31 protein-coding genes, 1 tRNA gene and 1 pseudogene are annotated in these 26713 nt (G+C 42.1%); 16 read left to right on the top strand and 17 right to left on the bottom strand.

The window, feature by feature from the left end:
* Nucleotides 1-22: 22 nt before the first annotated feature.
* The 5 genes from SNR28_RS20935 to radC form a co-directional block, all read right to left on the bottom strand.
* Entirely contained in the window at nt 23-763 is a 741-nt protein-coding gene (locus SNR28_RS20935; protein WP_375750624.1) for a transcriptional regulator, read from the bottom strand.
* Between the two features lie 147 nt (nt 764-910).
* Entirely contained in the window at nt 911-1078 is a 168-nt protein-coding gene (locus SNR28_RS20930) for a hypothetical protein (RefSeq protein ID WP_375750623.1), read from the bottom strand.
* A 3-nt stretch (nt 1079-1081) separates the two neighbouring features.
* The gene (locus SNR28_RS20925; protein WP_375750621.1) at nt 1082-1525 is read right to left on the bottom strand and encodes a DUF2787 domain-containing protein; all 444 of its coding nucleotides are present in this window, start codon (nt 1523-1525) and stop codon (nt 1082-1084) included.
* A gap of 65 nt (nt 1526-1590) precedes the next feature.
* Nucleotides 1591-2028 carry a DUF2787 domain-containing protein gene (locus tag SNR28_RS20920; RefSeq protein ID WP_375750619.1) on the bottom strand — a complete coding sequence of 146 codons (438 nt, stop codon included), beginning with the start codon at nt 2026-2028 and terminating at the stop codon, nt 1591-1593.
* Nucleotides 2025-2498, bottom strand: a complete 474-nt coding sequence (radC, locus tag SNR28_RS20915; protein ID WP_375750617.1) for a DNA repair protein RadC — start codon at nt 2496-2498, stop codon at nt 2025-2027. Before radC ends, SNR28_RS20920 begins: the two co-directional genes overlap by 4 nt.
* Before the next feature lie 406 nt (nt 2499-2904).
* On the opposite strand from radC, the pseudogene SNR28_RS20910 reads away from it, so the two are divergent.
* From SNR28_RS20910 to SNR28_RS20880, 7 genes and pseudogenes are all read left to right on the top strand, one after another.
* Nucleotides 2905-3619: pseudogene (locus SNR28_RS20910) on the top strand (IS5 family transposase); the annotation flags it as partial.
* A 92-nt stretch (nt 3620-3711) separates the two neighbouring features.
* Nucleotides 3712-4728: an AraC family transcriptional regulator ligand-binding domain-containing protein gene (locus tag SNR28_RS20905; RefSeq protein ID WP_375750616.1), complete on the top strand. Its 1017-nt coding sequence runs from the start codon at nt 3712-3714 to the stop codon at nt 4726-4728.
* A 119-nt stretch (nt 4729-4847) separates the two neighbouring features.
* Complete coding sequence (locus SNR28_RS20900; protein WP_375750614.1) at nt 4848-5675, top strand: hypothetical protein; 828 nt, start codon at nt 4848-4850, stop codon at nt 5673-5675.
* 33 nt (nt 5676-5708) lie between these two features.
* Nucleotides 5709-6122, top strand: coding sequence for a DUF4345 domain-containing protein (locus tag SNR28_RS20895; protein WP_375750613.1), 414 nt, complete (start codon nt 5709-5711; stop codon nt 6120-6122).
* Between the two features lie 59 nt (nt 6123-6181).
* Nucleotides 6182-6700, top strand: coding sequence for a flavodoxin domain-containing protein (locus tag SNR28_RS20890; RefSeq protein ID WP_375750612.1), 519 nt, complete (start codon nt 6182-6184; stop codon nt 6698-6700).
* Between the two features lie 504 nt (nt 6701-7204).
* Complete coding sequence (locus tag SNR28_RS20885) at nt 7205-7654, top strand: anthrone oxygenase family protein (RefSeq protein ID WP_375750611.1); 450 nt, start codon at nt 7205-7207, stop codon at nt 7652-7654.
* A gap of 137 nt (nt 7655-7791) precedes the next feature.
* A complete protein-coding gene (locus SNR28_RS20880; protein WP_375750610.1) occupies nt 7792-8340 on the top strand; it encodes a DinB family protein in 549 nt (182 codons plus the stop codon).
* 24 nt (nt 8341-8364) lie between these two features.
* Here SNR28_RS20880 and SNR28_RS20875 read toward each other — a convergent pair whose 3' ends face one another.
* Nucleotides 8365-9276 carry a LysR substrate-binding domain-containing protein gene (locus SNR28_RS20875; protein ID WP_375750609.1) on the bottom strand — a complete coding sequence of 304 codons (912 nt, stop codon included), beginning with the start codon at nt 9274-9276 and terminating at the stop codon, nt 8365-8367.
* A gap of 109 nt (nt 9277-9385) precedes the next feature.
* Here SNR28_RS20875 and SNR28_RS20870 point away from each other — a divergent pair, with 109 nt between their 5' ends.
* From SNR28_RS20870 to SNR28_RS20860, 3 genes are read left to right on the top strand one after another with little or no spacing between them, the layout of a single operon-like run.
* A complete protein-coding gene (locus tag SNR28_RS20870; RefSeq protein ID WP_375750608.1) occupies nt 9386-10249 on the top strand; it encodes a pirin family protein in 864 nt (287 codons plus the stop codon).
* A 58-nt stretch (nt 10250-10307) separates the two neighbouring features.
* Complete coding sequence (locus tag SNR28_RS20865; RefSeq protein ID WP_375750607.1) at nt 10308-10850, top strand: NADPH-dependent FMN reductase; 543 nt, start codon at nt 10308-10310, stop codon at nt 10848-10850.
* Nucleotides 10851-10901: 51 nt separating this feature from the next.
* Nucleotides 10902-11129 (top strand): DUF2798 domain-containing protein, encoded by a 228-nt coding sequence (locus SNR28_RS20860; protein WP_375750606.1) that lies wholly within the window; start codon nt 10902-10904, stop codon nt 11127-11129.
* A gap of 786 nt (nt 11130-11915) precedes the next feature.
* Here the strand turns inward: SNR28_RS20860 and SNR28_RS20855 are convergent.
* The 4 genes from SNR28_RS20855 to SNR28_RS20840 all read right to left on the bottom strand — a co-directional run bounded on the left by SNR28_RS20855 (nt 11916) and on the right by SNR28_RS20840 (nt 14624).
* Nucleotides 11916-12701 (bottom strand): class I SAM-dependent methyltransferase, encoded by a 786-nt coding sequence (locus SNR28_RS20855; RefSeq protein ID WP_375750604.1) that lies wholly within the window; start codon nt 12699-12701, stop codon nt 11916-11918.
* A 117-nt stretch (nt 12702-12818) separates the two neighbouring features.
* Nucleotides 12819-13394 carry an NAD(P)H-dependent oxidoreductase gene (locus SNR28_RS20850; RefSeq protein WP_375750602.1) on the bottom strand — a complete coding sequence of 192 codons (576 nt, stop codon included), beginning with the start codon at nt 13392-13394 and terminating at the stop codon, nt 12819-12821.
* On the bottom strand, nt 13391-14260 hold the full coding sequence (locus SNR28_RS20845; RefSeq protein ID WP_375750600.1) for an SDR family oxidoreductase: 870 nt from the start codon (nt 14258-14260) through the stop codon (nt 13391-13393). Before SNR28_RS20845 ends, SNR28_RS20850 begins: the two co-directional genes overlap by 4 nt.
* 91 nt (nt 14261-14351) lie before the next feature.
* Nucleotides 14352-14624: a hypothetical protein gene (locus SNR28_RS20840; RefSeq protein ID WP_375750598.1), complete on the bottom strand. Its 273-nt coding sequence runs from the start codon at nt 14622-14624 to the stop codon at nt 14352-14354.
* 164 nt (nt 14625-14788) lie between these two features.
* On the opposite strand from SNR28_RS20840, the gene SNR28_RS20835 reads away from it, so the two are divergent.
* Entirely contained in the window at nt 14789-16342 is a 1554-nt protein-coding gene (locus SNR28_RS20835) for a sigma-54 interaction domain-containing protein (RefSeq protein ID WP_375750597.1), read from the top strand.
* Nucleotides 16343-16673: 331 nt separating this feature from the next.
* Here the strand turns inward: SNR28_RS20835 and SNR28_RS20830 are convergent, their stop codons facing one another.
* Nucleotides 16674-17030 (bottom strand): nuclear transport factor 2 family protein, encoded by a 357-nt coding sequence (locus SNR28_RS20830; protein ID WP_375750595.1) that lies wholly within the window; start codon nt 17028-17030, stop codon nt 16674-16676.
* 23 nt (nt 17031-17053) lie between these two features.
* Nucleotides 17054-17959 (bottom strand): DMT family transporter, encoded by a 906-nt coding sequence (locus tag SNR28_RS20825; RefSeq protein WP_375750593.1) that lies wholly within the window; start codon nt 17957-17959, stop codon nt 17054-17056.
* A 100-nt stretch (nt 17960-18059) separates the two neighbouring features.
* Between SNR28_RS20825 and SNR28_RS20820 the strand changes: the two genes are divergently transcribed.
* Nucleotides 18060-18959, top strand: a complete 900-nt coding sequence (locus SNR28_RS20820) for a LysR family transcriptional regulator (protein ID WP_375750591.1) — start codon at nt 18060-18062, stop codon at nt 18957-18959.
* Here the strand turns inward: SNR28_RS20820 and SNR28_RS20815 are convergent.
* The gene (locus tag SNR28_RS20815) at nt 18956-19837 is read right to left on the bottom strand and encodes a LysR family transcriptional regulator (protein WP_375750589.1); all 882 of its coding nucleotides are present in this window, start codon (nt 19835-19837) and stop codon (nt 18956-18958) included. The genes SNR28_RS20820 and SNR28_RS20815 overlap by 4 nt on opposite strands.
* Nucleotides 19838-19943: 106 nt before the next feature.
* Here SNR28_RS20815 and SNR28_RS20810 point away from each other — a divergent pair, with 106 nt between their 5' ends.
* From SNR28_RS20810 to SNR28_RS20800, 3 genes are all read left to right on the top strand, one after another.
* The gene (locus SNR28_RS20810) at nt 19944-20483 is read left to right on the top strand and encodes an NADPH-dependent FMN reductase (RefSeq protein ID WP_375750588.1); all 540 of its coding nucleotides are present in this window, start codon (nt 19944-19946) and stop codon (nt 20481-20483) included.
* 11 nt (nt 20484-20494) lie between these two features.
* Nucleotides 20495-21124 (top strand): DsbA family protein, encoded by a 630-nt coding sequence (locus SNR28_RS20805; protein WP_375750587.1) that lies wholly within the window; start codon nt 20495-20497, stop codon nt 21122-21124.
* 487 nt (nt 21125-21611) lie between these two features.
* Nucleotides 21612-22103: a hypothetical protein gene (locus SNR28_RS20800; RefSeq protein ID WP_375750585.1), complete on the top strand. Its 492-nt coding sequence runs from the start codon at nt 21612-21614 to the stop codon at nt 22101-22103.
* Between the two features lie 243 nt (nt 22104-22346).
* Here SNR28_RS20800 and SNR28_RS20795 read toward each other — a convergent pair whose 3' ends face one another.
* Nucleotides 22347-22622 (bottom strand): DUF1330 domain-containing protein, encoded by a 276-nt coding sequence (locus SNR28_RS20795; RefSeq protein ID WP_375750583.1) that lies wholly within the window; start codon nt 22620-22622, stop codon nt 22347-22349.
* Between the two features lie 92 nt (nt 22623-22714).
* Between SNR28_RS20795 and SNR28_RS20790 the strand changes: the two genes are divergently transcribed.
* On the top strand, nt 22715-23626 hold the full coding sequence (locus SNR28_RS20790) for a LysR family transcriptional regulator (RefSeq protein WP_375750582.1): 912 nt from the start codon (nt 22715-22717) through the stop codon (nt 23624-23626).
* A 295-nt stretch (nt 23627-23921) separates the two neighbouring features.
* Here the strand turns inward: SNR28_RS20790 and SNR28_RS20785 are convergent, their stop codons facing one another.
* The 3 genes from SNR28_RS20785 to SNR28_RS20775 form a co-directional block, all read right to left on the bottom strand.
* Complete coding sequence (locus SNR28_RS20785; protein ID WP_375748274.1) at nt 23922-24938, bottom strand: IS110 family transposase; 1017 nt, start codon at nt 24936-24938, stop codon at nt 23922-23924.
* 170 nt (nt 24939-25108) lie between these two features.
* Entirely contained in the window at nt 25109-26338 is a 1230-nt protein-coding gene (locus SNR28_RS20780) for an integrase domain-containing protein (protein ID WP_375750580.1), read from the bottom strand.
* A 165-nt stretch (nt 26339-26503) separates the two neighbouring features.
* Nucleotides 26504-26579, bottom strand: a tRNA-Asn gene (locus SNR28_RS20775).
* Nucleotides 26580-26713 lie beyond the last annotated feature (134 nt).

The raw sequence follows: 26713 nt of genomic DNA, 5'->3' as shown, positions 1-26713 counted from the left end.
GTTATCTCTCCAACTGGGTGAGTTAAATTTGGGATGAGCTGACACCTGAGTTTTCTTGGATGAACTGTTTTAGGTTGAAGTCAGCGGGATAGGTAAAGCTAAACGTCGATACACTGGCCTCATCTATCAGAGGTAAGGCGATGGTGCGTATCGGGTGTTGATGGGATATGCGAAAGAGCAGCAAGAGCGCGTCACACTGAACCAAGAGTCCCAGAGGTTCAATGAGCGCCTTCTCTTGCTGCAAAACTTGACTAGATATTTTGAGCATTCGGCAGTGCAGCAGTGCCGACTGTACCGCGCTCAATACCTGCTTCTGCTCATCATTCCAATCTCGGATATCCGGTAGCGTAACGTGTATCTTGTCGAGCCACTGCTGTTCTTTGGTGTTAGCTGAACCCTTGTGGTATAAGGGTTTGTCTCTCTCCGAAGACCGACCCAAGCCATAATTGAGCTCATCCGGTACCACAGGCAGTAAGTACTGATTGGTCAGTTGCCAATAGAGCATTTCCTGTTTGTTGAGCTTCAGAAGCTGCTCTGACTTTTTACGGTACACATGCGGCATGCTCATCGAATCACACTCCACGTTAAACACGTCGACAATGACTTCATCAAGGTAGCGTTTAATGCTTCGTGTGGTTCGGTGGATGTTCATCAGGGCTAATTGCTGCTGCAACTCCCTAACGGTAATCCAACGATGTTGAGGAATAAGCATCAGCGTGTGCAGCAAAGCGGATAACCCTTCAATGCTGGTTTTATTGCTCATGACAATTCTCTCAATACATCAAAGCTCCATACCGGAGGCGGACATTTAATGTCGGGAGAATAGAGAGGGGTTAGACAGATAATGTCCAACGGTTAAAAGGGCATCAATTGACTTCACGAAAGCGTGAGCCAATTAACATTAACGTGGTTAATGCTTGTCTCGAAGCTCTGCAATGAACACCACTAACCCAATCACCAGCACCAAGGCAAAGCCTAAGGTGGTCAGGCTTCCAATGGCACCAAAGAACGGGGAGAGGGTAAACAGAGTTATTAGAGCAGAGACAAGTTTAATGATTTGAAGCAAAAGAGAGGTCATGAGTTATTGCGGGGTGAGGGTTATCTCGTCAAAGACGCCCATATCGACATAGGCCATAAAGTTACTCTCCCACAATTGGTATAACTCTCTGGCTTCATGACTGCCTATCATGGGCATCCATCCCTGATAAGCGATAAAGAACTGACTGACCCGAAAATCAAAGTCCAAATGGCGTTCTAACTCAGGGTAGTGATTTCCAGCATAGGCAAAGTCAGTGATGTGTTCAATATTCCATTGTCCAGTGGATGAATGACAAATCGCGATTTCCACCGGATGAAAACCGCCCGCCTCAGCGCTATAATCTTTATCTCGAAAGTTGAAGACCATGTAAGCGCTGGTGGCGAGAGCTTCATTGTCTAAAAGCTCGGTAACATACCGCTCACTGAGTAGGGTATGTAGCTTCTTAGAAACAGGCAATGTAGAGTCGGTAAAGGTTAATTGGGACATAAAGAGTCCTCCTTGTTTCAGGATGAATCGATAAACAATAGAAAGGTAATTTATACGTGTTGGGATTAGTTGAACGTGCCCACCATGGATAACTGGATATCATCAAAGGCGTTTAAGGAGAGATGACGAGCAAAGGCTTTCATCCACACGGAGAACAGCTCTTGTACCTCTGGGTGAGACAAATCAGCACTTCCCGTATCGGGTTGATAACACCATCGATTGGTAAGATGGAAATACAGCTCAGGCTCAACGCTAGTAGCATTCTCATCGGGATAAGAAAAGCTGGCAAAGAACACCACGGTCCAAGCACTCGATAAGGACTCTCGTTTCAACTGAACCTCAATTGGGTGCAGCCCTTGCTTGGCTCGGTAGTAATCCATTTGACGACAATTAAGCACAATATGGGCAGCGTTATCGGGAATGGCATGTTTCTCTACAGTAGCCAGTAAATGGGTGTGTAGCGACTTATCCAATGCGATATCGCCATAATTCAGCTCAATCATAACCAGCCCCTCTCAGCAAATGAGGTACAAGTTTCACCTGTCACGATATGGTCGAGGACACGTACATCCACCAGCGATAACGCTTCTTTTAACCTCTCGGTGATACGTCTATCAGCCTGAGAAGGTGTCGAATCTCCTGAAGGGTGGTTGTGCGAGAGAATCACCGCAGCAGCGTTAGACTCTAAGACCACTTTCACCACTTCACGCGGGTAAACGCTGGCCGCATCGACCGTTCCTTGAAACAGTTCTTTAAACTCAATCAAGCGGTTCTGGTTATCCAATAGCAATAAGGCGAAGACCTCTCGCTCATACCCTCCTAGTTTGAATCGTATATATTCCTTCGTGGCTTCAGGCTTGGTTAGGGCGTCACCACGCACATAGCGGGTAGCCAGTATTTCAGCGGCATGCTCTAGGATTTCATTTTCCTGATAACGTTGTTGGTTTTGGTAGTCGGAATTTTTTGTATTCATTTCAGGCTCCTTGTAGGAATCAATCGTGGTTATTCACGGTAATGACATATACCTGAAGGATTTTTGAATTGATGTAGGGAGAATCGAGGAGCGGAAGCAGTACTGCTTTTTTTAACGCTGGTGGCCTTTCTCAAGGGCATATAAGGCATAGGATATAATTTTTATAAGATTTCTAATACAAATAGAAGTGATGTCACTAACATTGCAAGTCGTTAAATTAGCACCAACTTACTGTATAAAAACATGCTTTCTAAATCATATTCGCTAGGAGGTTGGGCTGTTGCTTGGGCAGAAAGTAAATTCGAAGAATGTCCAGAATCGATCTGATGATAATGGATGAAAATAAGAGATTGTTCATGAAGAGAGCATCACTATACCGTGACTAATTCTAACCGATAACCGGTGAGAAAATTTATTTTACTTAGTAACGAGCTCTGACCGCATCTACGACAAGCCCGAACGTTTACCAACTTTTGACGGTATTCTTTACGGATTTCGAACAGGCACTCCGTGAAGCGATATAACCACAGAGTTTGGTGACTGGATCTGCGTTTTAATTTGGGGACTAAAAAGTCTATTGGATAAACTATTCAATGTGTTATCAATGTACTTCGACTGTGGCTAGTCGTTTGCAGACGGCTCGATAGTTAAAGCTCACCGGCATCACTTAAACGCTGCTACGTCAGATAGAGAGTGCATTGGAAGGAGTTGTGGAGGCAATTCAACCAAAATTCACTTGGTTGCGGATAGTAGCGGACTGCCTATCTGTTTGAGCTATTTGAAGATCAAAAACATGATATTGCTAGCGCAGATAGTCTCGTTAACCATCTAAAGGAAGTTAATACTTTCTTGCTAACATAGTTTATGACAGATAGCTTTTAAGGGCATATGTCGACTCAAAAGGCACTGAAGTTGTCACGCCAATTGCGAAATCATGGGTAAGATATCGACAAGGAAAGCGTTGGTTGGTGTCTCTATAAATATTGACATCTAGTAGAGAATGCTTTCGCATGGAGTAAGCACTTTTGCTCAGTATCAACAAGGTATGACAAGTTAGCAAGAAACTACGCCAGTATGCATCACTAGCATTTGCGATAATGTGGCTGCTTATGTTTTGTTGAACAAAGCATATACAGCAAAGATCTTTAGGGCTTAGCATTCACAATAAAAAGTTTGCTTATACAACTTGAATGGTAGGTGCTATAGTTTTTTGATGGGTTATATAGCAACTTTCTTCGCCCTTCGTGCAGCCGACATAGCTTCACAAGGTCTCAATGATAAACAAGCTCGGTTTGCCGAGCTGTGCAAGGTTGCTGGTATTGACCAAAACGGTAATTCAAACCAAAAGAATATGATCAACGATGTAGCCTTTTTCGGGTTGTTAGAACATATTGCTGCCAATTATGAAAGGGGAAACAGCATAGCGATTCGTGTGGGTGAAACTATGGAATGCGATGACTATGGTGCTTTCGGATTAGCCTTTAAAACAGCGAGAGACTTGTCGGGTTCCTTCCAGCGAGTTGAACGGTATGGAAAGGTAGTAACGAATATTGCCAATTACTCTGTTGTGCAAAGCAATCACTCTACATTCATGGCGGTTAAAAAAGACGCTAACAGTCGAATAGGTTTGTTACTTACTAATGAGTTGGCGGTCGCTGCAGCTACATCGCTTTGCAGGGAAGTCAGTTGCCAACAATTTACACCGACAGCTGTTCATTTCTCCCACGAGGCTCCATCAGATATTTCAGATCACGAGCAGTATTTTCAATGCCCTGTAATATTTGGATCCGATAAAGATGGTCTGGAGATTTCCAATGACTTGCTGTTTGCAGGTAATCGCTTGGGTGACCATGCAGTTTCAGCATTTTTTGATACCCATCTCAATTCAGAACTTGCTGAAATAGTTGACCAAAATAGAATCGACCAGCGGGTCGCCAGACATGTAACACAGGCACTGAGCGAAGGTGTCCCATCGCTCAATGAAATTGCCAAGCAGTTGGGCATGAGTAGCAGAACATTGCAACGACGGCTCTCTGACGAAGGTTTGGTATACCAAGGGTTAGTTGATGATACTCGTCGTGATCTTGCTATCCGCTTGCTGGAAAAGAACGAATACAGTCTCGCTGAGATCGCATTCTTAACTGGATATTCTGAGCAAAGCACTTTCACGCGGGCTTTTAAACGATGGCATGGGCAGACTCCCACAAGGTTCATTCGGTCTATGTATTAAGTCTAAAAGCTATATTATCAACTTGGCACGAGATGCAAAAAACTTGTCATGGCATGCCAATATCTTTTTTAGTCTGAGTTCTATCATGTGCTCTCCTTTCTATCAGTAGGAGAGCAAAAATGAAGTCAACTACCATCCTAGTTACCGGTGCCACGGGCAAAAGCGGCTCTCGTATCAGTAAACTTCTTGAGGATGCAGGCCTCGATGTTCGTCGTGGTTCGCGTTACTCCCAATCAATCTTTGACTGGCAGGACGTAGCAACATGGCCAATTGCTCTGCAGGAAGTGCAGTGTGTTTACATTTGCTATTACCCCGATTTTGCCTTTCCTGGCGCTTTAGACACGCTGACGGCATTCGCAGAAGCTGCCAAATCAGCAGGTGTTGAGCGCCTTGTAATGATAACTGGCCGAGGTGAGCGTCATGCCCAACTCGGAGAAGAGATCATTTTAAATTCGGGAGTTTCCGCCACTATTTTGCGTTCAGCCTGGTTTGCTCAGAACTTTTCGGAAGGATCATTCCATCAGTCTGTGATGGAGAATGCTATCCCAATACCGGGAGATGGTAATGGAGAACCGATTGTTGACCTTGATGACTTCGCTGAGGTAGCTGTGAAGGTACTGACTGAGTCCGGCCACGAAAATAAGATTTATGAAATTACCGGGCCAAGGATAATCACTTTCGGTGAAGTCGCGGATATTCTTACTGAGACTCTTGACCGCCAAATCCAATATATCCCGATTACCTTTGAGACTTTTTACGAAGAGTTGAAGCGAACCACGGATAAAGAATATGCCGACATTGTGACGAATATTGCGAGAGAGACCTTTGATGGTCGAAACGCAATACTTTCAGATGATGTCGAACTTTTATTGAACCGTCCTTCTAGAGACTTCACTGAGTTTGCACTAAAAGCTTTCGAGACTGGTTGCTGGAATGTCTCGGTATAAGTCATTATTTTATTTGGAGAAACAATTATGTTGATGTCTAAATTTCAAAAAATCATTCTTGGATTGTCTGGCTTTATTGCTTTTATCATTGGTTCATCTATCGCACTTACACCTCTAGCCTTTTATGCGGGCTATGGGATTACTCTCGATAGTGACCCTAATTTGTTGAGCGAGTTACGCGCACCTGGTGCTAACCTTGCCGCACTAGGAGCTGTAATTGTGTCTGGGTTATTCATTAAATCCTTGGAGAAAAGCGCTATTGCGATTGCTCTGGTCATTTTTCTGGCATTTCCTATAGGTAGAGTAGTTGGCATTGTCGCTGATGGTGTGCCATCCGAAAGTGTGCTACTTGCACTCGCGATAGAAATTGTTATGGGCGCGCTATTACTGACTGCATTTGGCAAACGTTCCAACACTAGCAAGCTCACAAAAACTACGAGTGCATAGTCAACTATCAAAGAAAGAGAACGGCTCATTAAGGGGCCGTTTTATCTAGGATTACCCAAATGACTACCAAGAAAGTATTAATTGTCTATGCATCGGGATTCGGATCCACCACAGAAGTGGCTCATGTAATAGCGGAACTACTTCATGCCAAAAACTTCCAAGTGGAAGTTCAATCAGCTGATATTGCTCGACCACCAAATAAAGATGAAACAGTGATCATTGGCAGTGCTATTCGCTATGACCGATGGTTATTTGATGCCAAAGCTTATCTTGACCAGCATCAGGACATGCTGGCAACTCTTAAGGTGGTCTATTTTTACAGCTGCCTGACTATTGCTGCCAATCCAACAACACCAGATTCTGACCAAATTTACGACTCTAGACTGTTGGCAATGAACTCTACAATAAAACCAATCATGGTTGGAGGGTTTGCGGGAGCTTTAAATTACAAAGTAATGCCATGGTACATGCGAATGTTTATTGGCTCAATTGCTATGTCAAAGGGCTTAAAAGGCTGCGATTATAGAGACTGGAGCACTATAAGAACCTGGATTAACCAACTAGCAAACAAATTATAGCCGTGCACAAGAAAGCATGAGCTTGAGTCGAAAGTTATTGCTTATTTTAGGTATGCTGTTTTTTGTCTTTGTGATTACAGTTGTTGGCTGGGGTTACCTTCTTTTCAGAACGAATCGGCAATGAACTATCAACAGTTGTTGTCAATAGAAAGCTTGCTCATCGGGGCGCTCTAGAGCAGCGAGTTGAGAGAGATTTCGATGTATAGATGACTGTATATAGTGTTGTTCTAATATCTAGATAAGTGATTTTAGACTTAGGAACTCTTATGGGGCAACTGAACTCGATAGTAAAGCTCAATGAATGATTAATGCGTATGTGACCCTTTCGGATGGCTCATCGATGAAGTGGCTAGAAGTGCCGAGAATGCGTCTCAAACTGCAGAGCAAGCTTACCTGAAGTCAACCATAATTGTACTTCCTGCAAATCTTCTGGGATTTCCTGCAAATCAATTTATCACTGAATGATTTGTAATAGGCAAACTATTCGATGATGAGAGAAACTAAATGCTTGTAACTACATTTCAAACCCTTAGCTTGATGGCCGCAATTTCAACAGCATTATTAGCTGGGACTTACTTTATCTTTCACAACACAGTCATGATAGTGCTTGCAGAGCAAGATGGTATGAAAATGATGAATAGGATAAATAAAGTCATCTTGAACAAAACCTTTTTGACCATTTTTGTATTGTCACCCGTATGTAGCCTCTTATTGCTCATCATTGGCTTTACTGGAGGGCTGTTAACGACACAAACACCGTTGTTCTTTGGTACTTTACTTTCAATTCTAGGTTTTCTTATTACCATTCGGTTCAATGTACCACTTAATAATCGCTTAGCTCTTGCAGCGGAAAGCGACATAAATATGTGGGAACACTATCTTGTACATTGGGTACTCTGGAATCAACGTCGCTACTATATTTCGACTCTAGCAGTAGCAGGTTTTTTATTCTAAACACATCGAGATAGGAAGGTGTAAAGACGTTATTACGTCAGCGTTAAAGCTTCATTTGAGTATGAATTGTTGTCTGAAAAGAGTTCATTGCTTCAAACTTTCTATATGCTTTCCATCTAAAGTAGGGGCGGGATACCATGAGTTCTGTAATTAAGAGGAACTTCCAAAAGTTCGCAAGTTATAACCTTTGGACTAACGAGCGACTTTATTGTCATTTTGCAAAAATGAACTCAGATATTCTGACCAAAAACTGTGGTGCTTTTTTTGGTTCAGCATTTTCAACACTTCATCATATCTTGAACTGTGACCTCATATGGTTAAACAGGTTCTCTAAACTTCCTTGTGATTACGAACTAGCCTCTGACTTGGAAGCATACCCATTCCCGAATAATCTGTCAGCAATCAACTATGTCAACTTAAATGAGTTATTTTCTGTGAGAGGAAAAATAGATAAGAGCATCGTTCTCTGGGTTGACAGCCCTAGCGAAGACACTATTCAAATGGAGCTTACCTACAACAATAGTTCGGGTAAAAGTATCGCTGCTCCATGCATTGACCTTATTACACACTTTTTCAATCATCAAACTCACCACCGAGGCCAATTAACGACAATACTTAGCCAAAATGGTGACAATACATATAACCTTGATTATCTTGAGTATTTAAAAGGATTAAAGAAACAATAGGTTGAATGCAATGATTGTTCAGCTTTACTTGATACCGATAACCAGCGGTAACCTCTCTTGGATAAACTCAATAAGCATCCTTGTGTGCTGTGGAACCCCCAATCTTGAGGGCATTAAAAGGCTTAAACTAGCGGACTGTGATATCCAATCCGGTAAAATTCGAATAAGTTGTCCTGTTTTTAGGGCGCTTACACACACATAATCAGGAAGGGTTGTTACACCCAGCCCTTTGATAACAGAGTGTTTCAAGGTAGCCATATCCTCTGTACACATCATTATATTTGTTGTTTGGTGTGTTCTTAGTCCATCACTATGTAGCAATGGAATCGCTTCTTTCGTAGCCGCTCGCCCCAGCTTTAAAAAATGACAATTTGCCAGATCGTATGGACTTTCAATCCTACCCATTTTTTTCAAATAGCTAGGTGCACAAAAAAGAGGCCAATCTACCTTCGCAATTGAACGTTTAATCAATGAAGAGTCAGGAAGTTCTCCGCCGTGACCTCTAAGCGCAAAGTCAATTCCATCTGCGATAAGGTCGTCAATAGTGTTGGAGATGCGTTGTTCAATAACGACGTTTGGGTGGAGTCTGGCAAAATCAGAAATGATATCACGTAGTGCAAACTGCGCGAGACCCGTTGAACAGCTAAATGTTACCTTACCTGACAAACTCTCTGAGCACTCTGAAATCGATGCTTCTGCAAGCTCCATTGTGTCAACAAGTCTACGTGCATGTAGAAAGAAACGTTTTCCTTCCTCTGTAACTGCTACAGCCCGTGATGTTCTTTGCAGTAATCGCACTCCTAACCGCTCTTCCAACTGAGATACATGCCGACTCAAACGTGATTTTGGCATATTTAGTGAACGTGCGGCTGCGGTATAGCCTTCCTTTTCAACTACATGTACGAAGTAGAAATAATCATTTAGGTCGATTTTCATGCTTTGTTCTATTTTTGGAACTAAGTGTTCGAATTATAGGCATTTTTGAATAAAAATCGAGATGATATATTGGTTTTGTGTTTGAGAAATAGAACGATGACTTATGAGTATGATGAATACACAATCAAAACCTTACGCTTGTGACCCTGTTAGTATCGCAGGGGAACATTTAAGTGTGGGTACTGGTTTTACAGGCCTTGGGTTTAGGCACACTCAATACCAAGGATCTATGGATCCTATTATTATGGTGGACCACTACACGATGACTAGCCCTACGTTTGGGGAACATCCTCATGCAGGCTTATCAGCCATTTCATTACTTTTTGAAGATACTGTCGGTCAATTTCATAACCGTGATTCACTTGGTAACGATTTCGATATTCGACCAGGAGACCTTTATTGGCTTAACTCTGGAAGTGGTGCTGTTCACGACGAAGCTCCACGAGAGGGCTCTATGATTCACGGGCTTCAAATCTTTGTGAACTTACCTGCTCATTTAAGACATCAAGCCCCCAGCTCCCTACACGTTAAAAAGGACAGTATGCCGACGCTCAATGGAGATGGGTTTAGGGTGAGGCTAGCTCTGGGGCAGAGTAATGGTCTTAAGGCTGTCAATTCTCCTGTATGGCCTTTCACCGTCCTGGATGGCTTTGTTAACAATAATTCGAACTTCGGACATGAAGTACCCAAACATTTTAATGGTTGGCTATATAGCGTTGAAGGAAGTCTGGAATATCAAATTCACGATAAGTGGTTCCTCCTTGAACAAGGCAACTCAGTAGCATTAACTGATTTGAATGGAGCGGGTTTAAAGGTCAGGGGGACGAGCTCTACAAATAGCCATTTTGTTTTTCTATCTGGTAAAACCATAAATGAATCGTTTGTACAGTACGGTCCGTTCGTGATGAACACAGAAAAAGAAATTGATGATGTTATTCAACGTTATCAACAGGGAGAATTAGGGAATCTTTAAATACCTTAATTGCGAGAATGTAACATGATTGTCTTTAAACCAAATAACAGGTGTAAGTATGAAAATCCTCAGTTTTGCAGCAACAAATAGCAGTAAATCTATTAATAAACAATTGGTTCAATATGCTTCTGAAAAAATCGACTCCGCAAATGTAGATTACGTGGAGCTAAATGAGTTTGATTTGCCAATTTTCAACATAGATTTAGAACAGAAATTTGGCATTCCAAACGTAGCTCATGCTTTTCAGGAGCGTATTAAACAAGCAGATGCTGTACTCATTTCATTCGCAGAACACAATGGAAGCTATACGGCTGCATTCAAAAACCTATTCGACTGGCTAAGTCGAATAGACCGCAATGTGTATGGAAATAAACCAGTACTTCTGTTAGCAACTTCTCCAGGTGAAAGTGGTGCTAGCACTGTTTTGAAGCAGGCCATTGATGCAGTACCGTATTTTGGTGGTCACGTAGTCGGCTCTTTAAGCATTCCAAGTTTCTATGAAAACTTTGATAGTGAAAATAAACAACTTAAAGACGAATCGCTCGACTTATTACTTGATGGCCTGTTGGAACAACTCGTTGATAATCATCAGAATAGTTAAAACTATCTGATTTTCCTAATGCGTTAATGTTTAAGTTTGGGAGGTAGGAATATGAGTCGTGAAGAAAAAGAGTTTTACTTATTTTCGACTATTATGTCGATTATTATGTCAGGAGGTATGTCATTAGCGATGGCATTATTGCACGGGAATTTTTCTGATGCTTTATCAAATTGGCCAACGGCATGGTTCACATCTTTTTGGGTAGCCCTACCTCTCAGTATTCTGGTGGTCCCCATTACTAAGCGAGTCGTAGATTTTTTTCTAAATTACAGTCCCTAAATTTGAGTTTATTCGGATATCGATAGTGAGTATGCATTACCCCATCAATGGAGCTCTTTAGGTCCGTCCTTAAGGAAGGTTTGTTTATCGATATCTGCTTAACTGACTCGAAGTGCTTCTTTAGATTTATTCGACTAGTTAACATAGGTTATGTCAGCCATGAAGGCAAAAGAGACTACATTGTAGGGGAAAGCAGAACACTTTATCAGAGTGGAGTTAGTTCGTCGGTGTCATAGGGGATAAGATATAATCATTACCTTTATCTCCGAGCGGATACGGATATCCATTACCTAGAAAAGTTACCTACATTCCTTGAGGTTTCATTGATACCTGCATTCTCAACTGGCGTTTTTTTCAAATTTTAGAACAACTGTCCCCCAATAACTGAACAGTGATTGACATGAAGCCCTGACACTTTTTAACAAGTTTCTTCCTTTAGAAATTCAGCGTGCAATTTTCATCTTACTAGGTTTAAGCCCTCACGAAGGTACCAGTTGGTACCAAACAACTTATAAGGCTGAGAGAACAGACTCCTGCCAAGAGTTACTGTATTGCCTCTTCGCCAAGTATTCTTGATATTCAGGAGGCTGGTAGATTTATACTTAGCCAATAAAAGTGCAGAACTTGAGCCTGAGACATTGGTTGCAAATTGGCCTTCTGATATCTTCTAGTACTCCAAAACGCAACTAGGCACCGGTAATCATAGTGCCGCAAGCGCAATAGACATAACGAAGCATATCTCACCGACAAATGAACAAGGATTAACGGTACAATGTAATGTACCTACTACCTGAGAATGCCAGTAGCTTTCCGAGCAGTGAGCGAATAAATAAGCGGGACCTGTTGATTCTTGTGTAACATTTGATAACCGGCACCTGGGATATAATCTAATCCTGTAAAACAGTTATATGGACTATAGGGCGACTCAGAGAAGGCTTCAATAGTTAACCCTGCTGCTAACAAGGCACTGATTACTTCACTAATCGAATGAGACCATGTAGCCATGATTGAAGTTGTACCATCGCAGTTTTCAGTATAAGTACCTTCTTCATCAACATCTGGCTCACTCTTTGCGAAGTAGGAATAGCCGCTTAGCAAATCATTGATTGAATGGAACTCTACAATATGAAACTGCCCACCCGTTTTTAGTGAGCTTGCTATTGTGTTCGCCCACTTAGACAGGTCTGGTAGCCAAGACAGGACGCCATATGAAGTAAAAACGATATCGAATTGATCATCGTTAATCTGGGCAAACTGACAAACATCGCTTTCTATAAATTTCGCATTCAATCCCAGCGACTCTTTGAGCAAGTTAGCCTGCTCAATCGCTTTGCTAGACAGGTCTACCCCTGTTACATCGGCACCCATACGTGCCAGTGATAGAGTGTCTTGTCCAAAATGACACTGAAGGTGCAATATAGATTTGCCTTTAACATCTCCCAGCAATCTCAGCTCGAGTGGGTTTAGTGAGCATTGACCGTTTACAAAGGATTCGACATCATAAAACTTTGACTTGACGTGGATATTGGTTCGAGAGTCCCACGCCTTTTTATTCATTTCTAAGTAATTCACTTTAATACCTAATTTCGTTTATAGAATAGCTAAAATCATTTATCGCATGATAAACACTTCGAAGATATCTGGCTCTGATTAGGAAAGTAGAGCAAGTTTTTAAAAAGAAACTGAAACTCAGTGCTTTTGGGCCAGTTTCTGAGTCTTAGTGAACCAATCATCTATCTGCTCTTTTTTGGCGCTAATTACTGGGCCAAAGTAGATTGTAGAAGTATTATTGATCCCAGAAAAGGATAAGATTGTCTTTTTTAGCTGATGATAAATAACGTTTCCTTGCACCCAGCGGTACCACAAAGGTGGGGTGTCTAGTGTAATAATCATTTCTGAAGTTCGTCCCTTTAGCAGCTTTTTGGGAATCGTTTTTCCTTTCTCATACTTGAACGCAAAGCCGGACAAAAATGTACGATCAATCAGCCCCTTAAATTTTGCTGGCATACTTCCCCACCATACAGGTGAGATAATGACAATATGTTGTGACCAAGCTAAATGTTGCTGGAAAAGTTCTAAATCCTCCTCTAAAGGGATATTTTGATCATACCCTTCTTCAAGGTTAATTTTAAATTCCAAGTCGTGAAGGTGAATCACTCTCACTTGGTTTTGGCCTTCGACTGCTTTTGCATAGGTCTCACTGAGTGATTTGCAAAGGCTTTTTGACTTGGGATTCGCGTTGATGATCAGAATATTTTTGCTCATGACTTTTCTCCTTCGGTTCCTTTGGTAATGCGATTAAAATGCGACTCGAGAGTTTGATGTCCAAAGCCAGGTGCGACCATGTCATTGCCTAGAACAGTCAAGAAAAATTCGACCGGGCCGAACTTAGATTCAGATAGAAAGCGCTTCCCTATCCAGAGTGCAAGTTTCCTTACAGTATCTGGTAGGTGTGTTGTCTTGTTTTTTTGATGCAGAGATGCAAAAGCAAGTTCTGCTATTTCGACGTGAGAAAAAACCTGTGGGCCTCCAACATTCAGGTTACTCTCATCTTTCTTTACAGCATCAACAATGAAGTTCGCTAAATCTTCGCCATGAATCGGATTAAGTTTTTGCGAGCCGCTACCAAAGAGGTAAACTCGCCCCATTCGGGCCATGTCTAAGAAATCCTGTATATCAGAAAAGAAGCCTGTTGGTCTAATGACACAGTGCTGCATCTGAGATTTCTTTAGATAGTCAACAAAACGCTCTTTTGCATCACACAAAGCGACATCTCTGAACTCATTTCCTCGAAATACTGATACGTATATAAACTTTTTGACGCCAGCGTTTTGAGCTTCATCTAGCACATTTACGTTTGCTTGGTAGTCGACATCCATATAACTCAGCCCATCTTTTTGTCTGGTTATACCTAAACAAGAGATAACGCAATCGACGCCCTCAAGCTGGCCCTTAAGTGAATCGGGTGAAGTAACGTTAACTTGTCGTATCGATTTGTCAGAAACACCAGCCTCTATCAATTTCGTTTTAGAGCGAACTAGGTATCGGGTTTGAAAGCCTCGTGCTTCCAATACTTTACAAACGAAGGTGCCTAAATAGCCAGTAGCACCAATAACCGCGATAGTATTCATCGTATCTTCCTCTAGGTTTGTGATTTGTTAACTTAAAATCCGTGCGCGAGAACCAAAGAAATTTAAAAACTCCAGTCGGTTACACAACGTATCAATCCGGATTGTTGAGTTGTAACCAGTTCGCATGATCTACAGCACCAAATTCCATCAAGTCAGAAGCCAACTGAATGCCGCATTTTTCTGCTTCAGTGGAACGAGATGACCAAAGTAAATGAATGCTCAGATCGCTCGCGGGTGGATATTTTCTGTAAATGGAGACTTTAGGCGCTTCAGTGGTGTTCTTCAGCGACCCAAGCAAGCTCAAGAGCTCTTCTTCAAGGACCTTTCTTTGAGATGTGCGTACAGTGATAGTTTCTAGCCACATATTTAGCTTCTCATGCTGTCTATTTGACTGTTATGATTGCAGAAGACATGCCAGAATTTAAAGTTAAATAAAAACAGCTAGATAGAATCAATTAAGCTAAGGAAGTGTTGTATTTCGCAAAAATTTGTTGTCATATATCACAATGTTTGTATGGAGTGTGAAATATGACAACTGAGATAGGTGATGCGTTTTTCCGTGAGGCAACGGCCACTATCTGTAAGCATTTGCAGCCTGAGGATGGATTGCGTGGATGTGCAGAGCTATTGTCCAAGATGATGCCCGTAGGACAGATGTACCTAGAAGTCTATGAACATGACTTGGGAGCCATTCGTTCTATTGCACGCGCAACACCAGAAACTGGTGAGTCAATGGATATGCTTGTGACTATGACTGCCGCACAGCGCAAAGTTGTTACGAGCTTTAGAAACCAATCTCCAACTGACAATGTATTCATTGTTAATCAACCAAAAGCCGATCCAGTTTCAAGAGCCATGCTTGATGCTCTAAAGTTACCACTTGAAACGTCAGTGCTTGGCACATACCCATCAATAGAGAACGAGGTTGTAGGTAGCGTGGTTGTTACAGCGCCTGGAGAGTTTCAGTTCACGGAAGAGCATGCAGCGCTATTCGGTTTGCTAAAGGTGCCGTTTGCAGTAGCCATACAAAATGCGGCACGTTATCGAGAAATCCTCCGCTTAAAGGATCTTCTAGACGATGATAATCGTTTTTTACACCAGGAGCTCATTCGAGATTCGGGTATACAGATTATCGGCGCAGATTTCGGATTACGCGATGTCATTATCGCTTCTCAACAGGTCGCATTGCACGACAGTCCGGTATTGCTTATGGGAGAAACTGGCGTAGGTAAGGATGTTATCGCCAATCACATTCACCAAATTTCTAACCGATGCTCTGGTCCAATGATAAAGGTCAATTGTGGTGCTATTCCGGATTCTTTAATGGATAGCGAACTGTTTGGTCACGAAAAAGGGGCGTTTACCGGAGCTCTTCAGAAAAAGCGAGGCCGCTTTGAGCGTGCTCACGGTGGAACTATCTTTCTAGATGAAATAGGTGAGCTGACTTTACCTGCTCAAACCAGACTACTTCGTATTCTACAAAGTAAGGAGATAGAGAGAGTTGGTGGAGAAAAAACCATTGAAGTGGATATTCGTGTAATCGCCGCAACCCATAGAGATCTAAGAGAAATGGTAAGACAAGGAGAATTTCGTGAGGATCTGTGGTATCGACTTAACGTGTTTCCAATCAATATCCCGCCACTTCGAACTCGAAAGGAAGATATACCAGCATTAACGGAGTTTCTTGTTCAACAAAAATGTAAACGTCTCAACTTGATAGAGACGCCACGAATGTCCCCTGCTGTCATCGACCAACTTGTGTCGTATGATTGGCCAGGTAACGTCCGAGAGCTCGAGAATGTGATTGAACGATCTTTGATTTTATCGGGGGGAAGAGAATTGAGAGTTGAGGATCTTTTGCCAAACACGCCAAGAAGAGAGCAACCACAAGATTCAATCCTAAGCGGCTCCCGTCCTATGACTCTTGACGAAGTGACTCGAAAGTACATTATCGAAGTGCTCAGCTCTGTAGATGGTAAAGTACATGGTAGCAATGGTGCCGCAGCGATTCTGAACGTTAACCCTAGCACTCTTCGTTCTCGCATGAACAAGCTGGGGATTGTCTATGGTCGCCGCTCTTAAGTTGAAACTATAATTCTTTTGCGCTGTTAGGTTTATTGGAGATTTTTTACGCCTCATAACCCCATTTTCAGCTTCGCATGTCAAGGTGACATTTATCTAACTGGAATTACATGTGCCATTTATTCCGTGCACCACCATTATGTACAAAGTTCGGATAGAGTCTTGTCAAGATATAAACTCTAATTCGAAAACTATGTGCTAGTTTCAAACCGATTTCACTGCAGCTTTGATGAAACGCTTTGGTAGACGTTCGAGCATAAAAAAACAATAATAGAAACCTCGACATGCTTATGTCGAGGTTTATCAGATTTATAAACCTGTTGTGCGGAAGTTAAAGCTCAGATAAGTCAGCATAGATTTTGTACTCGCGAATCAAACCGTCCTGCAACCTTAAAACTGTCGCAAAGTTCGCTTTATGGGGAGTCCCATCAAGGCGAATATAACTTACCTGGCCATCACACATTAAATCATCACCATCTTCATATATCCCATAAAACGAGTGGGTCATCGAATGAATTGTCGTGAAAAATTGGGCATTAATTGCCAGAACATTCTCGATACCCTTTACTGGGTCGGAGTTCGAGAATACGAATGATACATCTGGATGAAGAAGCTCTGCCAAAGCTTGAGTATCTTTCGCATCAACCACGTTATAAAGAGTTCGAACAAAATTGCGATAAGTCGTCATGTTATTTCTCCAGTTCAATTGAATTAAGATTTGTTGAATAGATACAAGCTGCACCCCAATAATAAAATGGCCAGTATAAGCTCGAATGTCACCGCCTCTCCGTAGACAGTGACACCAATTAATACACCAGTGACCGTCACTACATTTCCGACTTGACTGAACCCAACGCCATCAGTCACTTGTTGAAAGCGAAATGTCAGTAAGTAGCTCAGAGCAGCATTGATGGTCATCACTCCCAACACCCACTCATAGCCTGTGGCAACCCAACCTGCAGAGATGTTTGACACGGGGAGCCAAAGAAGACTCTGGATTGTCAACATTCCAGCCGCTAAAGCGATAGGGTTGGCTTTCGAGGGAAAGGCCTTGCTGCGATAAACATTTCCGGCACCCAACAGGAGAGGAACGGCGAGAGCAATGAGTAAGCTTTTGGCAGTGATTTCTGTTTCCAACGAAGGATTAACTGTAACCAACAAGGCAGATAGCAATCCGACAAAAATACCCATGGTTTTAGATTTCGTGAGGCTTTTGCGTTCAAAAGGAAAGGCAAACAATAAGGTGAATATCGGCGAGAGTGTTACGAGAACACTAAAGGTGCTGGCGTTGAGCTCTTGCAACGCAAGGCTTGAGGCCAAATTTGGCAAGCTTACCCCCAGTAATCCTGCAATCACATAATATTGAAAATGGTTAAATTCGGATATTTTGAGTTTTTTCTGAATAAGCAGCAGTACTACAAGTAAAAATGCGGCACCAGCCATAGGTATAACGGTCACATCGATTGGAGCGAGCCCATTCGTCACTGCATATTTAGACAAGGCAAAATTGCATGCCACCAATACACCGATGGATACCACATAGAATAGCTTTCGTAACCCAGCACGGTTTATACTCTCGACGTGTTTTGCGCTTGTCATAGGTAGTACTTTCATCATTGCTCTCCATTGGTTGGGGGACAACAAAATCATACGACGACTTTAATGTATCCAGAAGAGGGCATATACTACACACAGCGTATCCAAAACGGAGACAGTCATGGATAACCTTGACGCTATCCCTTTCTTCTTGGAAGTAGTGAAACAAGGAAGCTTTGCCAAAGCTGCACGCGAAATTGGTATTTCTCGCTCCGCAGTCAATAAACGGGTGGTTCAGCTAGAAGAGAGTTTGGGTGTTCGACTGCTCCACAGGACCACACGCCAAGTCTCTTTGACAGAGTCGGGTGCCAACTTCCATAGATATATAAGAAAAGCAGACTACTGGATTAAAAAAGCAGAAGATGCTGCAACTAGCCAGCAAAATCAGCCATTAGGAACACTTAAAATTAGTGCCCCTATGTCCTTTGGGCGCTTGACGATCGCACCTTTAATCCCTTCATTCCTTGAGCAATACCCAGGCATCAATATCGATATGACCATGAGTGATGACTACATTGATGTTGTTGCAGGAGGTTATGATGTGGCGATTCGCGGTGGTGACCTTACAGACTCTAGTTTGATTGCTCGCAAACTCATGACCAGTCGAAGTATCGTATGTGCAGCGCCGAGTTACTTTGCCAAATCCGGACTCAGCCACCCCACAATGCCTTCGGAGTTAAGTCAGTACAATGCGCTTGTGTATCGGCACTCAGCTGAAACTATGGAGTGGACATTTGCCCAAGAAAGTAAAATTGAGAGTGTAACGGTTCATGGCAACTACCGAGTGAATAATAGCGAGGCATTGCTAACCGCTGTGCTTCAGGGCATAGGCCTAGCTAGGCTTCCAGACTTTATTGCAACGCGATACGTTCAATCGGGAGAGCTGACTCAATTGCTGACGGACTATGTCATGCAAGAAAAGAGTATTTATGCGATTTTTCCAGAGCGAGACCACATGCCAATAAAACTGCGTGTGTTTTTAGATTACCTGACGAAGGAGCTGACACCAGTTCTCACCTAATGGCTTAGAAAATGGATTAATGCACTGACCGTCGCTGAATGTTCTTTGTGTTGAGGGTAAACAGCGTATAAATCATGATTCGCGACGCTCCACTCTTGCAGAACATGCTGCAATCTCCCATCCATCAATTCTTCGCGTACCAAGATTTCTGGCGTAAGCATTAAACCTAGACCTTGAAGACAAGCTTGCTTGAGAGCAAGCGTATTGTTGGTTTGCATACGGACATGTGTAGTTTCCACTTGGCATTCCTCTTTTTCAGAGAAAAAGGTCCAGCATGTGGGAGATGACGATAAGGTATACACCAAGCAAGGGTGCTGATATATATCTGTGGGATGATTTAACTCTTTGTTGGATGAACTGAAGTAGCCAGGCGACACACAAAGCACACGTGGAAGTGTATCGAGCTTTTTGGCGCGTAAAGTGGAGTCTTGCAAATGCCCACTGCCACGAACAGCGACATCAATGCCATTTGAGACCAGGTCAACCTGTTCATCAGACAAAATGACATTTAGCTTTACGTCTGGGTATTGACTTGCAAATAAACACAATTTCGGCTGAATAGATACAAGCCCTAATGACATAGGGATGGTAATAGTGACAACACCACTTACTGTGTTTGATGCCGCCTTTGCATTTTGGTCTGCAACATCCCATAGATTTAGAAGTTCGCGAACGCGATAATAGTACTCTTGCCCGCTGGGTGTGACATGCATGGTACGAGTCGTGCGTTTTATCAAAGCTGTGCCCAAATGCCGCTCTAACTCCGCAATATTTTTGCTCACAGCTGCGCGAGACAACCCTAAGTCTTCAGCAGCACCATAAAAACTCCCAAGCTCCACCACTCTCTTGAATACTTTGATCGCAACGAGTTTATCCATACTTTGTTTACTCACAGTAAATTGTATTGCCACTATAGTGGTCTTAATTTTTCATGAGTAAACATTATAGTAACGACTAACGCAACAGATAAACTTGAGGTTCGTTATGAAAAAGATTCTTGCCATCTCCGGCAGCAACCACTCACAATCGATTAACACTAAATTACTCAAACATGCCATATCGCATATTGATACTCACGCAGTGACCTATTTAGACATGACCGAGTATCCCTTGCCTATATACAGTCAGGATATTGAGGCAGCCGGAATTCCGGATAATGCAAAAGTACTATGGGATATATTCGCCAGCCATGATGCTTTGATTTTTTCGGTACCAGAACACAACGGATTTATGCCTGTATTTCTAAAAAACGTGATTGATTGGTTATCTCGAATGGCAACCAAGGATACAGGTTTCTTTGGCACACCCAATATCCCCGTCCTATTACTTAGTACCTCTCCAGGAGCAAATGGAGGAGCGACCAGCCTTCAAACGATGAAGGGCTTGATGCCTTGGTGGGGCGCCGAGGTGACTGCAACGTATAGTCTTGGTAACTTCAACACCCACTTCCTCAACGGAAAGTTTGCTAACGAGACAGCTCTGGCCATCAAACAACTGGTATCTGACTTTGAAAAAAACGTGTGAGGTATATTCAAATGGCTATTCGAATCGAGTTTTTCCACGATGTAGTATGTGGTTGGTGTTACATTCAGTCACCCATCCTTCGCAAAATCCAAGAAAAATACAATGTTGAAGTTATACACCGTTGCTTCGTTCTGCAAAGAACACCACAAGAAATGGCAATTAGATTTGGCTCACTAAATAACGCAAAAAAAGAAATTCTCAGACATTGGGAGTCCTGCCAAAAGTTTGAGGGGTCGGTAGGGCGATTTAATATTGAAGCCATGCATAAAGCTGCATTTAGTTACCCGAGTGGGATGCTAGCAGCTCAAGCGTGCAAGGCTTCGGACAAATTAGCGGGACCAAGTGCTCATTGGGACATGTTTGACGCTTTACAACGCGCTCATTTACAACGAGCTGAGAATATTGGCGACCTTGATATTGTTTTAAAAACGGCTGTTCAACTAGGATTTGATTCCAACGAGTTCCTCAAGGCTATGTATAATCCATCGACATTTGAAAGTATTGAAGAGGATAACCGATTGGCTAACGAGCTGGATATTCAAACCATACCCGCATTTTCGGTTGATGGGTATGAGGTATTTAGAAGCACGACACGATATGAAGCGCTAGATGCTTACTTTGGCACCTTAACAGCAACCTGAGCTCTCATCACTTCGTATGTTTAACTGTAATTATTAAGAAAATCTTAGTTAGTCAGTGTAAATAGAAGCTAAAAGTTTGCTTATGCGTATTCTAATACAAGCATTGCCAAGTAGCGAGCGCAGGTGATTTGTAAACTAATTAGATGGTACGCCCTTCGATTCCACTAAAATCGATCGTGTCGATGACAGGAAAAGTGGCCATCATGAACAGTACACAGAGCATTGGGATAGATTTGGCGATACATGTCTTAAATCTCGTTTGCTATGATAGATAGTCTGCAAATCCAGCCATTACTCTTCGCTATACACGACGAGTTTAACTTTTTGTCCTATTTCTAGCGTGAGTGCTTTGTCGGGGAGGAATGTGCGTCTAGGGACAAAGACTAATTAGCATGGAATACACAAATATAATTTTACCATACAAGTGTTCTAAGCAGATTAACGACGCGGCGTAATAACACAATTTCAAATCTTGGGGGCTATATGGATGGATAGGCTTATATCTGTTTTTCTAATATTTTTGGCACTTACAGCTGGATGCGCTACTCAGCAATACTCAGTTTCAAAGCCAGAAGAGTTTGTTCTGGGAGAAAGCTATAATGTTTCGAGGGAAAAAGCACTGAGCGTATGCAAGAGCATTTCTGAAAAAGAAATTGTACCTATAACAGCGCCTTTGGCTCTAATAAGCCAAAAACAAATAGACTGTTTTGGGTTCATATATGCTGGCAAGCCAAGAAAAATTGAGCTAGTGTTCCAAGATGATCAACTAGACCTGATCTGGATATTATTGCCAAGTGAAGAAAAAGCTAAAGTCATTAACGAACTCACTAGGCTTTACGGTAAGCCTTCCATGGTTATTGATTACGGAACAATTTTTCTTCAAGCAAATGCAGCTTACAGAAACGCCCCCTCAGAGGTTCTCTTTGCTTCAAAACGGCAAGTTGAAGTGATGCTAAAATTACTGCCGCGCGCAGAATAATGCTTAACAACATTCAAGAGAGATTTCCAGTGTTTGGCATTTTGACTCCACCTGTAGTGGGTAAATAAACTAGGCCATTCAATTTGTAGCTTTACGATATTGCTAAAGATACTATCTAAGACAAAGTCGTCAGTTATTTAGTTTGGATTGTATACTAATGTTCTATTTCTCAGCATGTGTAACTTCAGTAGAGTCGAACGTGTGTCAGAAGGCTAGCCAACAATGGCTAGCCTTGTATTGGTTTTAAATTAAGTGAAATTGACTGTTCATTCCTTTATTACGCGAGGGGATTAGGGCTTGGTAAGACGCGCTGTTATACCAATTCCGTGCACTCTCTTTATCTGAGAACTCAATTACTACTTTGATCGGATGAGGGGTATCACCATGTAGCGTCTCTATTTCTCCTTTGGCAATAAATTTACCATTATATGCGGCCACGGTCTCAGCCGCTTGCGCACTGTAATTTGATAGCTGTGTTTTGTCCGTCGGGGTTAAGTCAACAATTACTAAACAAGTCATCTAAACGATTCCTTTGGTTGGTGGTGTTGACATAGAATAAAAGTTAACAAATATTAAACAATGGCCAGTAAATAAACAGTGTGTTTAATAATATGAACAGTGTAAAGCTAGCACCGCTGTTGTTGATTTTCGTTGAGGTTGCCCAGAAGCGCTCTTTTACTGCAGCTGCAAAAAAACTTGGGTTGAGTAAATCAGCCATTAGTCAGCAGATAAAACGTTTGGAGAAAGCAACGGGGCATCAGTTGCTTGTGCGTAACACTCGAGGTGTAGTATTGACGACTATCGGAGAGTCATTACTATCACGCAGTGAATTATTGAGTGAGCAACTCAGTCTTACCTTAACAGAGCTTGATAATGCCAAAGAGCAGCCAAGCGGTGTGTTTAAGGTATCCATACCGCCGTTTTTTGAAAAAGGTATCGTTATTCCAGCCATCCGACAGTTGTGTATCGAGTTTCCTAAGATTCAACCTGAGGTGGTGGTAGCAGGAGGGTGGCAAGACTTAATCGAACATAGTTTGGACGTGGCAATTTTTGGCGGAGAACTTAAAGATTGTAATTACCGTGCACTATCAATAGGTAAAGTGGCGGAGATCTTTTGTGCTTCCCCACGCTATATCAAACAAAATGGTTTATTACAGGATATTGATCAGCTATCAGCTCACTGTTTTATTGCCACTCCGTGGCAAAATCGGGAGTTGCAGCTCTTTGATAACGATCAACAAAAAAAACAACTTTTTACTGTTGATCATTCTGCAAAAACCAATTCCCTTTCCACAGCGTTAGAAATGGCGCTCTGTGACATGGGTATCGTGCTTTACCCAGAGTTTCTGGCACAGCAAGCATTACTTCGTGAGCAATTAGTTAGGGTGTTACCAGAAGTTCAAGGAAGAGCATGGCATTTTTATTTTTTACACCAATACCAAAAAGATAAACCAATACACGTTAACCGCTTCTATCAACTGCTTTGCCATTATTTTAGCAAGACCTCCTTAATCAGGAACTAATCTAAAAATTTCGGTAGTTCTATAAGTCTTGGTATTGGAATAGGGAATAGAAACTTTTGTCCAAAATGTATGGTACGCCCCGTTTTGCAAGTGATAAATTCAAAATGACGGAGCTGGTTTGCGCTAATGTATTCAGAGTCTGGTTGAGACATCATTAGTCTCAGCTCTACGATGAGATCCGCGCCAGATTGTCCTCAAAAACGTGAAAGCATTTTAGTTGCTGTTTTGGACATCAGGTCTTCAATCTGGTGGTCTGACCGTTTTGTCATCTCTACTTATCATATGCAAATTCTGGTTATATTCTTACTTCAAAGGATGTTCCGCTTGTCATGACTGACCACGCTATTCGGGCTAATTTGTTAGCCAGTGCTACAACTGCGACATTAAATGGCTTTCTTTTCTTAAGCTCTATCAACCAAGAGCCGAAATATCGTTCTACTGAAGAATCTCTCCACAGAACTGAGCGTGCGGCATGAATAAATAGTTCGCGTAACTCTTTGTTCCCTCGCTTAGATATACCCAACATTTTAGGCTTACCTCCAGTTGTGTATTGGTAGGGAACTAAGCCAATCCAAGCAGCAAAATTTCTTCCACTTGAAAAGTCATGAGGATTGCCAACTACTGATAGGCAGCATGAAGCAGTCATAGGGCCTATTCCAGGGATACTCTGCAATAAGTCATTTAATACATTATCTTTATTTAGTTCTATAAGCTTTTCTTCTTGTTCTTTTATCCGCTGGTTTAGAAAGTTGTAGTAATCTAGCTGTTGCCTTAGTTCAAGAGTAAGGAGTGGTGGGACAGGCTCCTTTTTATTTGCTAACCATTGAAACAGATTTTTCATATGGTGATGGCCTCTGGGAAAACTGACCCCAAATTCCAGAAGAATGGAACCTATTCTATTCATACAAGCAGTTCGCTCCTTGATATAGCCAGTTCGTACTTTTCGAATCACGATACCGAGTTGTGCTCGTTCAGTTTTTGGCGAAACAAATCTCATCTTTGGTCGCATGGCTGCTTCTGCTATCGCATCAGCATCAATGAAGTCATTTTTGTTAGTTTTAACATACGGTTTTACGTATTGAGCAGGAATAAGCTTAACTTCATGCCCAAATTCCTGACACTTACGTGCAAACCAGTGACAGCCTCCGCAAGCTTCCATCGCGACAATAACTGGTTCGTGAACAGAGAGTAGTTGTAAAGTTTTTTGCCTGCTTAACTTCTTGCGGAAAGTCTCCCTTCCAGCATGATCGTGACCAACCAAATGAAAAATATGTTTTGCTAAGTCGATACCGATAATATTTGTGCTGTTCATGATGGTTACCTTTCCTTTTCTCGATACTATCGAGTTTAGTGGATAGGAGGGGCGTACCATCTTATTAACGAGTACGATGCTTGTGATGTATGTGTGTGATGTATGCGTTGATACAAAAAACTGTTGGCTAACCGAAATTAGCCAACAAGCTTTTATTATTGTAAGAGGTTTTATTTGTGTGTCGCACCGATTGATAGGTTACCCATAGAAGCCTCTTCGATATAGTTACTCCACCAACGCATCATCTCGCGACGTTGATTAATGTATAGCGCTCGATTGTAAATGCCTCTAATTTGGTTTTTGTCTACGTGAGCTAACGCTAACTCGATAACGTCATTATGGAATAGCTTAGTTTCATTTAGTGTTGTGCTTGCTAAGGCGCGTAAGCCGTGAGACACCAAACGACCCTTAAAGCCCATTCTTTTTAGTGCAATGTTAGCAGTTTGGCTATTACTTGGTCTCATTGGATCTTTATAGGAAGCGAAGATGTATTCGCTACCACCATTTATTTTTTTCATCTCTTTCAACAAAATTAAGGTTTGTGGTGTGAGGGGGACTAGATGATCTTTTCGCTTTTTCATTCTTTCTGCGGGAATCACCCATAGACTCTCTTCCCAGTCAATTTCATCCCAACGGGCTTCGGCGGCCTCTGCAGGTCGAGTCATGGTGTGAAGTTGCCATTCGATCATACAGCGAGTGGTATACATGATGCTGGCGCGAGTCAGTGTTTTCATTAACTCTGGCAGTTCGTCTGTATTAATCGACTTCATACTAGTTGTTACGGGTTTCAGAAATGCGGAATGGATTTTTGATAGTGAGTTGAACTCAATCAGTCCTCTATTTTGAGCAAAATTCATTATTTCGTTTATGCGTTGGCAGGCTCTACGCAGTGTTTCTAGGTGCCCTTTAACTTGAAGTGGTTGAAGGGCATTTATAACTAATGGTGCAGTGAGCTCAGTAACTGGATACTTTCCAAGCTTTGGGAGCAAGTGGCGTTTTAAGAGGCGTTCGAGATTGGTTAGTGTCTTTTCACTGATGGAGGCACTTTTTACTTCTAACCAACTGTTTGTGACTTCAGCTAATGTAGACTGTAAACGCTGCTTCTCAGTTCTTATTTGATTTTTGAGTTTAATTTGAGGGTCAATACCTTGCTGAAGCGTTTCTATCGCTCCAAGAGCTTTCTTTCTTGCATTAGTAAGGGATAGGCTAGGGTAACTGCCAAACGTCATGTTAGCGCGTTTGCCATTGTGTGGGCGTGTATAGTTGAATAGCCACGTTTTTGTGCCGTTTGGTTTTACACGTAGACGAAGGCCGTTACCATCGAAGAGCGTGAACTCTTTTTCTTGTGGTTTAGCGTTAGAGAGCTGTTTATCTGTTAAAGATTTAGTTGTTCTTGCCATGATTGGTACACCGTAAATTGGAACGTACGGACAATGTACCTATTTGTGTACCTAAACTTCTAAGCTAGTACGAGTTTGGTTAAGACCTTAAGAGAATGCCAACTCTTTTACTAGCGAGGTTTAGATACAAAAAAAGACGTCCTAGGACGTCTTTCTTCTTGAATTTGGCTCCCCCTGCGGGACTCGAACCTGCGACATACGGATTAACAGTCCGCCGTTCTACCAACTGAACTAAGGGGGAATCGAATAGGCGCGTATCTTAGCGACATGAGAATTCACTGTCAACGGTCTAATTAAAGAAAAAAATTAAAAAAAAGATTGATATTCTTGAAGCCCTGAACAGAAAAAGGCTAGAAGTACTTATCCACGAATTTT

The sequence above is a fragment of the Vibrio iocasae genome (genome assembly GCF_042245395.1).
GTDB lineage: Bacteria > Pseudomonadota > Gammaproteobacteria > Enterobacterales > Vibrionaceae > Vibrio > Vibrio iocasae.
Note: the sequence above shows the minus strand (reverse complement) of the source record. Positions and strands in the feature narration are given on the sequence as shown.

What these genes read in the sequence shown, in the direction of transcription:
- SNR28_RS20935 (WP_375750624.1), bottom strand. Translation starts at nt 763, where the DNA reads ATGAGCAATAAAACCAGCATTGAAGGGTTATCCGCTTTGCTGCACACG.
- SNR28_RS20930 (WP_375750623.1), bottom strand. Translation starts at nt 1,078, where the DNA reads ATGACCTCTCTTTTGCTTCAAATCATTAAACTTGTCTCTGCTCTAATA.
- SNR28_RS20925 (WP_375750621.1), bottom strand. Translation starts at nt 1,525, where the DNA reads ATGTCCCAATTAACCTTTACCGACTCTACATTGCCTGTTTCTAAGAAG.
- SNR28_RS20920 (WP_375750619.1), bottom strand. Translation starts at nt 2,028, where the DNA reads ATGATTGAGCTGAATTATGGCGATATCGCATTGGATAAGTCGCTACAC.
- radC (WP_375750617.1), bottom strand. Translation starts at nt 2,498, where the DNA reads ATGAATACAAAAAATTCCGACTACCAAAACCAACAACGTTATCAGGAA.
- SNR28_RS20905 (WP_375750616.1), top strand. Translation starts at nt 3,712, where the DNA reads ATGGGTTATATAGCAACTTTCTTCGCCCTTCGTGCAGCCGACATAGCT.
- SNR28_RS20900 (WP_375750614.1), top strand. Translation starts at nt 4,848, where the DNA reads ATGAAGTCAACTACCATCCTAGTTACCGGTGCCACGGGCAAAAGCGGC.
- SNR28_RS20895 (WP_375750613.1), top strand. Translation starts at nt 5,709, where the DNA reads ATGTCTAAATTTCAAAAAATCATTCTTGGATTGTCTGGCTTTATTGCT.
- SNR28_RS20890 (WP_375750612.1), top strand. Translation starts at nt 6,182, where the DNA reads ATGACTACCAAGAAAGTATTAATTGTCTATGCATCGGGATTCGGATCC.
- SNR28_RS20885 (WP_375750611.1), top strand. Translation starts at nt 7,205, where the DNA reads ATGCTTGTAACTACATTTCAAACCCTTAGCTTGATGGCCGCAATTTCA.
- SNR28_RS20880 (WP_375750610.1), top strand. Translation starts at nt 7,792, where the DNA reads ATGAGTTCTGTAATTAAGAGGAACTTCCAAAAGTTCGCAAGTTATAAC.
- SNR28_RS20875 (WP_375750609.1), bottom strand. Translation starts at nt 9,276, where the DNA reads ATGAAAATCGACCTAAATGATTATTTCTACTTCGTACATGTAGTTGAA.
- SNR28_RS20870 (WP_375750608.1), top strand. Translation starts at nt 9,386, where the DNA reads ATGATGAATACACAATCAAAACCTTACGCTTGTGACCCTGTTAGTATC.
- SNR28_RS20865 (WP_375750607.1), top strand. Translation starts at nt 10,308, where the DNA reads ATGAAAATCCTCAGTTTTGCAGCAACAAATAGCAGTAAATCTATTAAT.
- SNR28_RS20860 (WP_375750606.1), top strand. Translation starts at nt 10,902, where the DNA reads ATGAGTCGTGAAGAAAAAGAGTTTTACTTATTTTCGACTATTATGTCG.
- SNR28_RS20850 (WP_375750602.1), bottom strand. Translation starts at nt 13,394, where the DNA reads ATGAGCAAAAATATTCTGATCATCAACGCGAATCCCAAGTCAAAAAGC.
- SNR28_RS20845 (WP_375750600.1), bottom strand. Translation starts at nt 14,260, where the DNA reads ATGAATACTATCGCGGTTATTGGTGCTACTGGCTATTTAGGCACCTTC.
- SNR28_RS20840 (WP_375750598.1), bottom strand. Translation starts at nt 14,624, where the DNA reads ATGTGGCTAGAAACTATCACTGTACGCACATCTCAAAGAAAGGTCCTT.
- SNR28_RS20835 (WP_375750597.1), top strand. Translation starts at nt 14,789, where the DNA reads ATGACAACTGAGATAGGTGATGCGTTTTTCCGTGAGGCAACGGCCACT.
- SNR28_RS20830 (WP_375750595.1), bottom strand. Translation starts at nt 17,030, where the DNA reads ATGACGACTTATCGCAATTTTGTTCGAACTCTTTATAACGTGGTTGAT.
- SNR28_RS20825 (WP_375750593.1), bottom strand. Translation starts at nt 17,959, where the DNA reads ATGATGAAAGTACTACCTATGACAAGCGCAAAACACGTCGAGAGTATA.
- SNR28_RS20820 (WP_375750591.1), top strand. Translation starts at nt 18,060, where the DNA reads ATGGATAACCTTGACGCTATCCCTTTCTTCTTGGAAGTAGTGAAACAA.
- SNR28_RS20815 (WP_375750589.1), bottom strand. Translation starts at nt 19,837, where the DNA reads ATGGATAAACTCGTTGCGATCAAAGTATTCAAGAGAGTGGTGGAGCTT.
- SNR28_RS20810 (WP_375750588.1), top strand. Translation starts at nt 19,944, where the DNA reads ATGAAAAAGATTCTTGCCATCTCCGGCAGCAACCACTCACAATCGATT.
- SNR28_RS20805 (WP_375750587.1), top strand. Translation starts at nt 20,495, where the DNA reads ATGGCTATTCGAATCGAGTTTTTCCACGATGTAGTATGTGGTTGGTGT.
- SNR28_RS20800 (WP_375750585.1), top strand. Translation starts at nt 21,612, where the DNA reads ATGGATAGGCTTATATCTGTTTTTCTAATATTTTTGGCACTTACAGCT.
- SNR28_RS20795 (WP_375750583.1), bottom strand. Translation starts at nt 22,622, where the DNA reads ATGACTTGTTTAGTAATTGTTGACTTAACCCCGACGGACAAAACACAG.
- SNR28_RS20790 (WP_375750582.1), top strand. Translation starts at nt 22,715, where the DNA reads ATGAACAGTGTAAAGCTAGCACCGCTGTTGTTGATTTTCGTTGAGGTT.
- SNR28_RS20785 (WP_375748274.1), bottom strand. Translation starts at nt 24,938, where the DNA reads ATGAACAGCACAAATATTATCGGTATCGACTTAGCAAAACATATTTTT.
- SNR28_RS20780 (WP_375750580.1), bottom strand. Translation starts at nt 26,338, where the DNA reads ATGGCAAGAACAACTAAATCTTTAACAGATAAACAGCTCTCTAACGCT.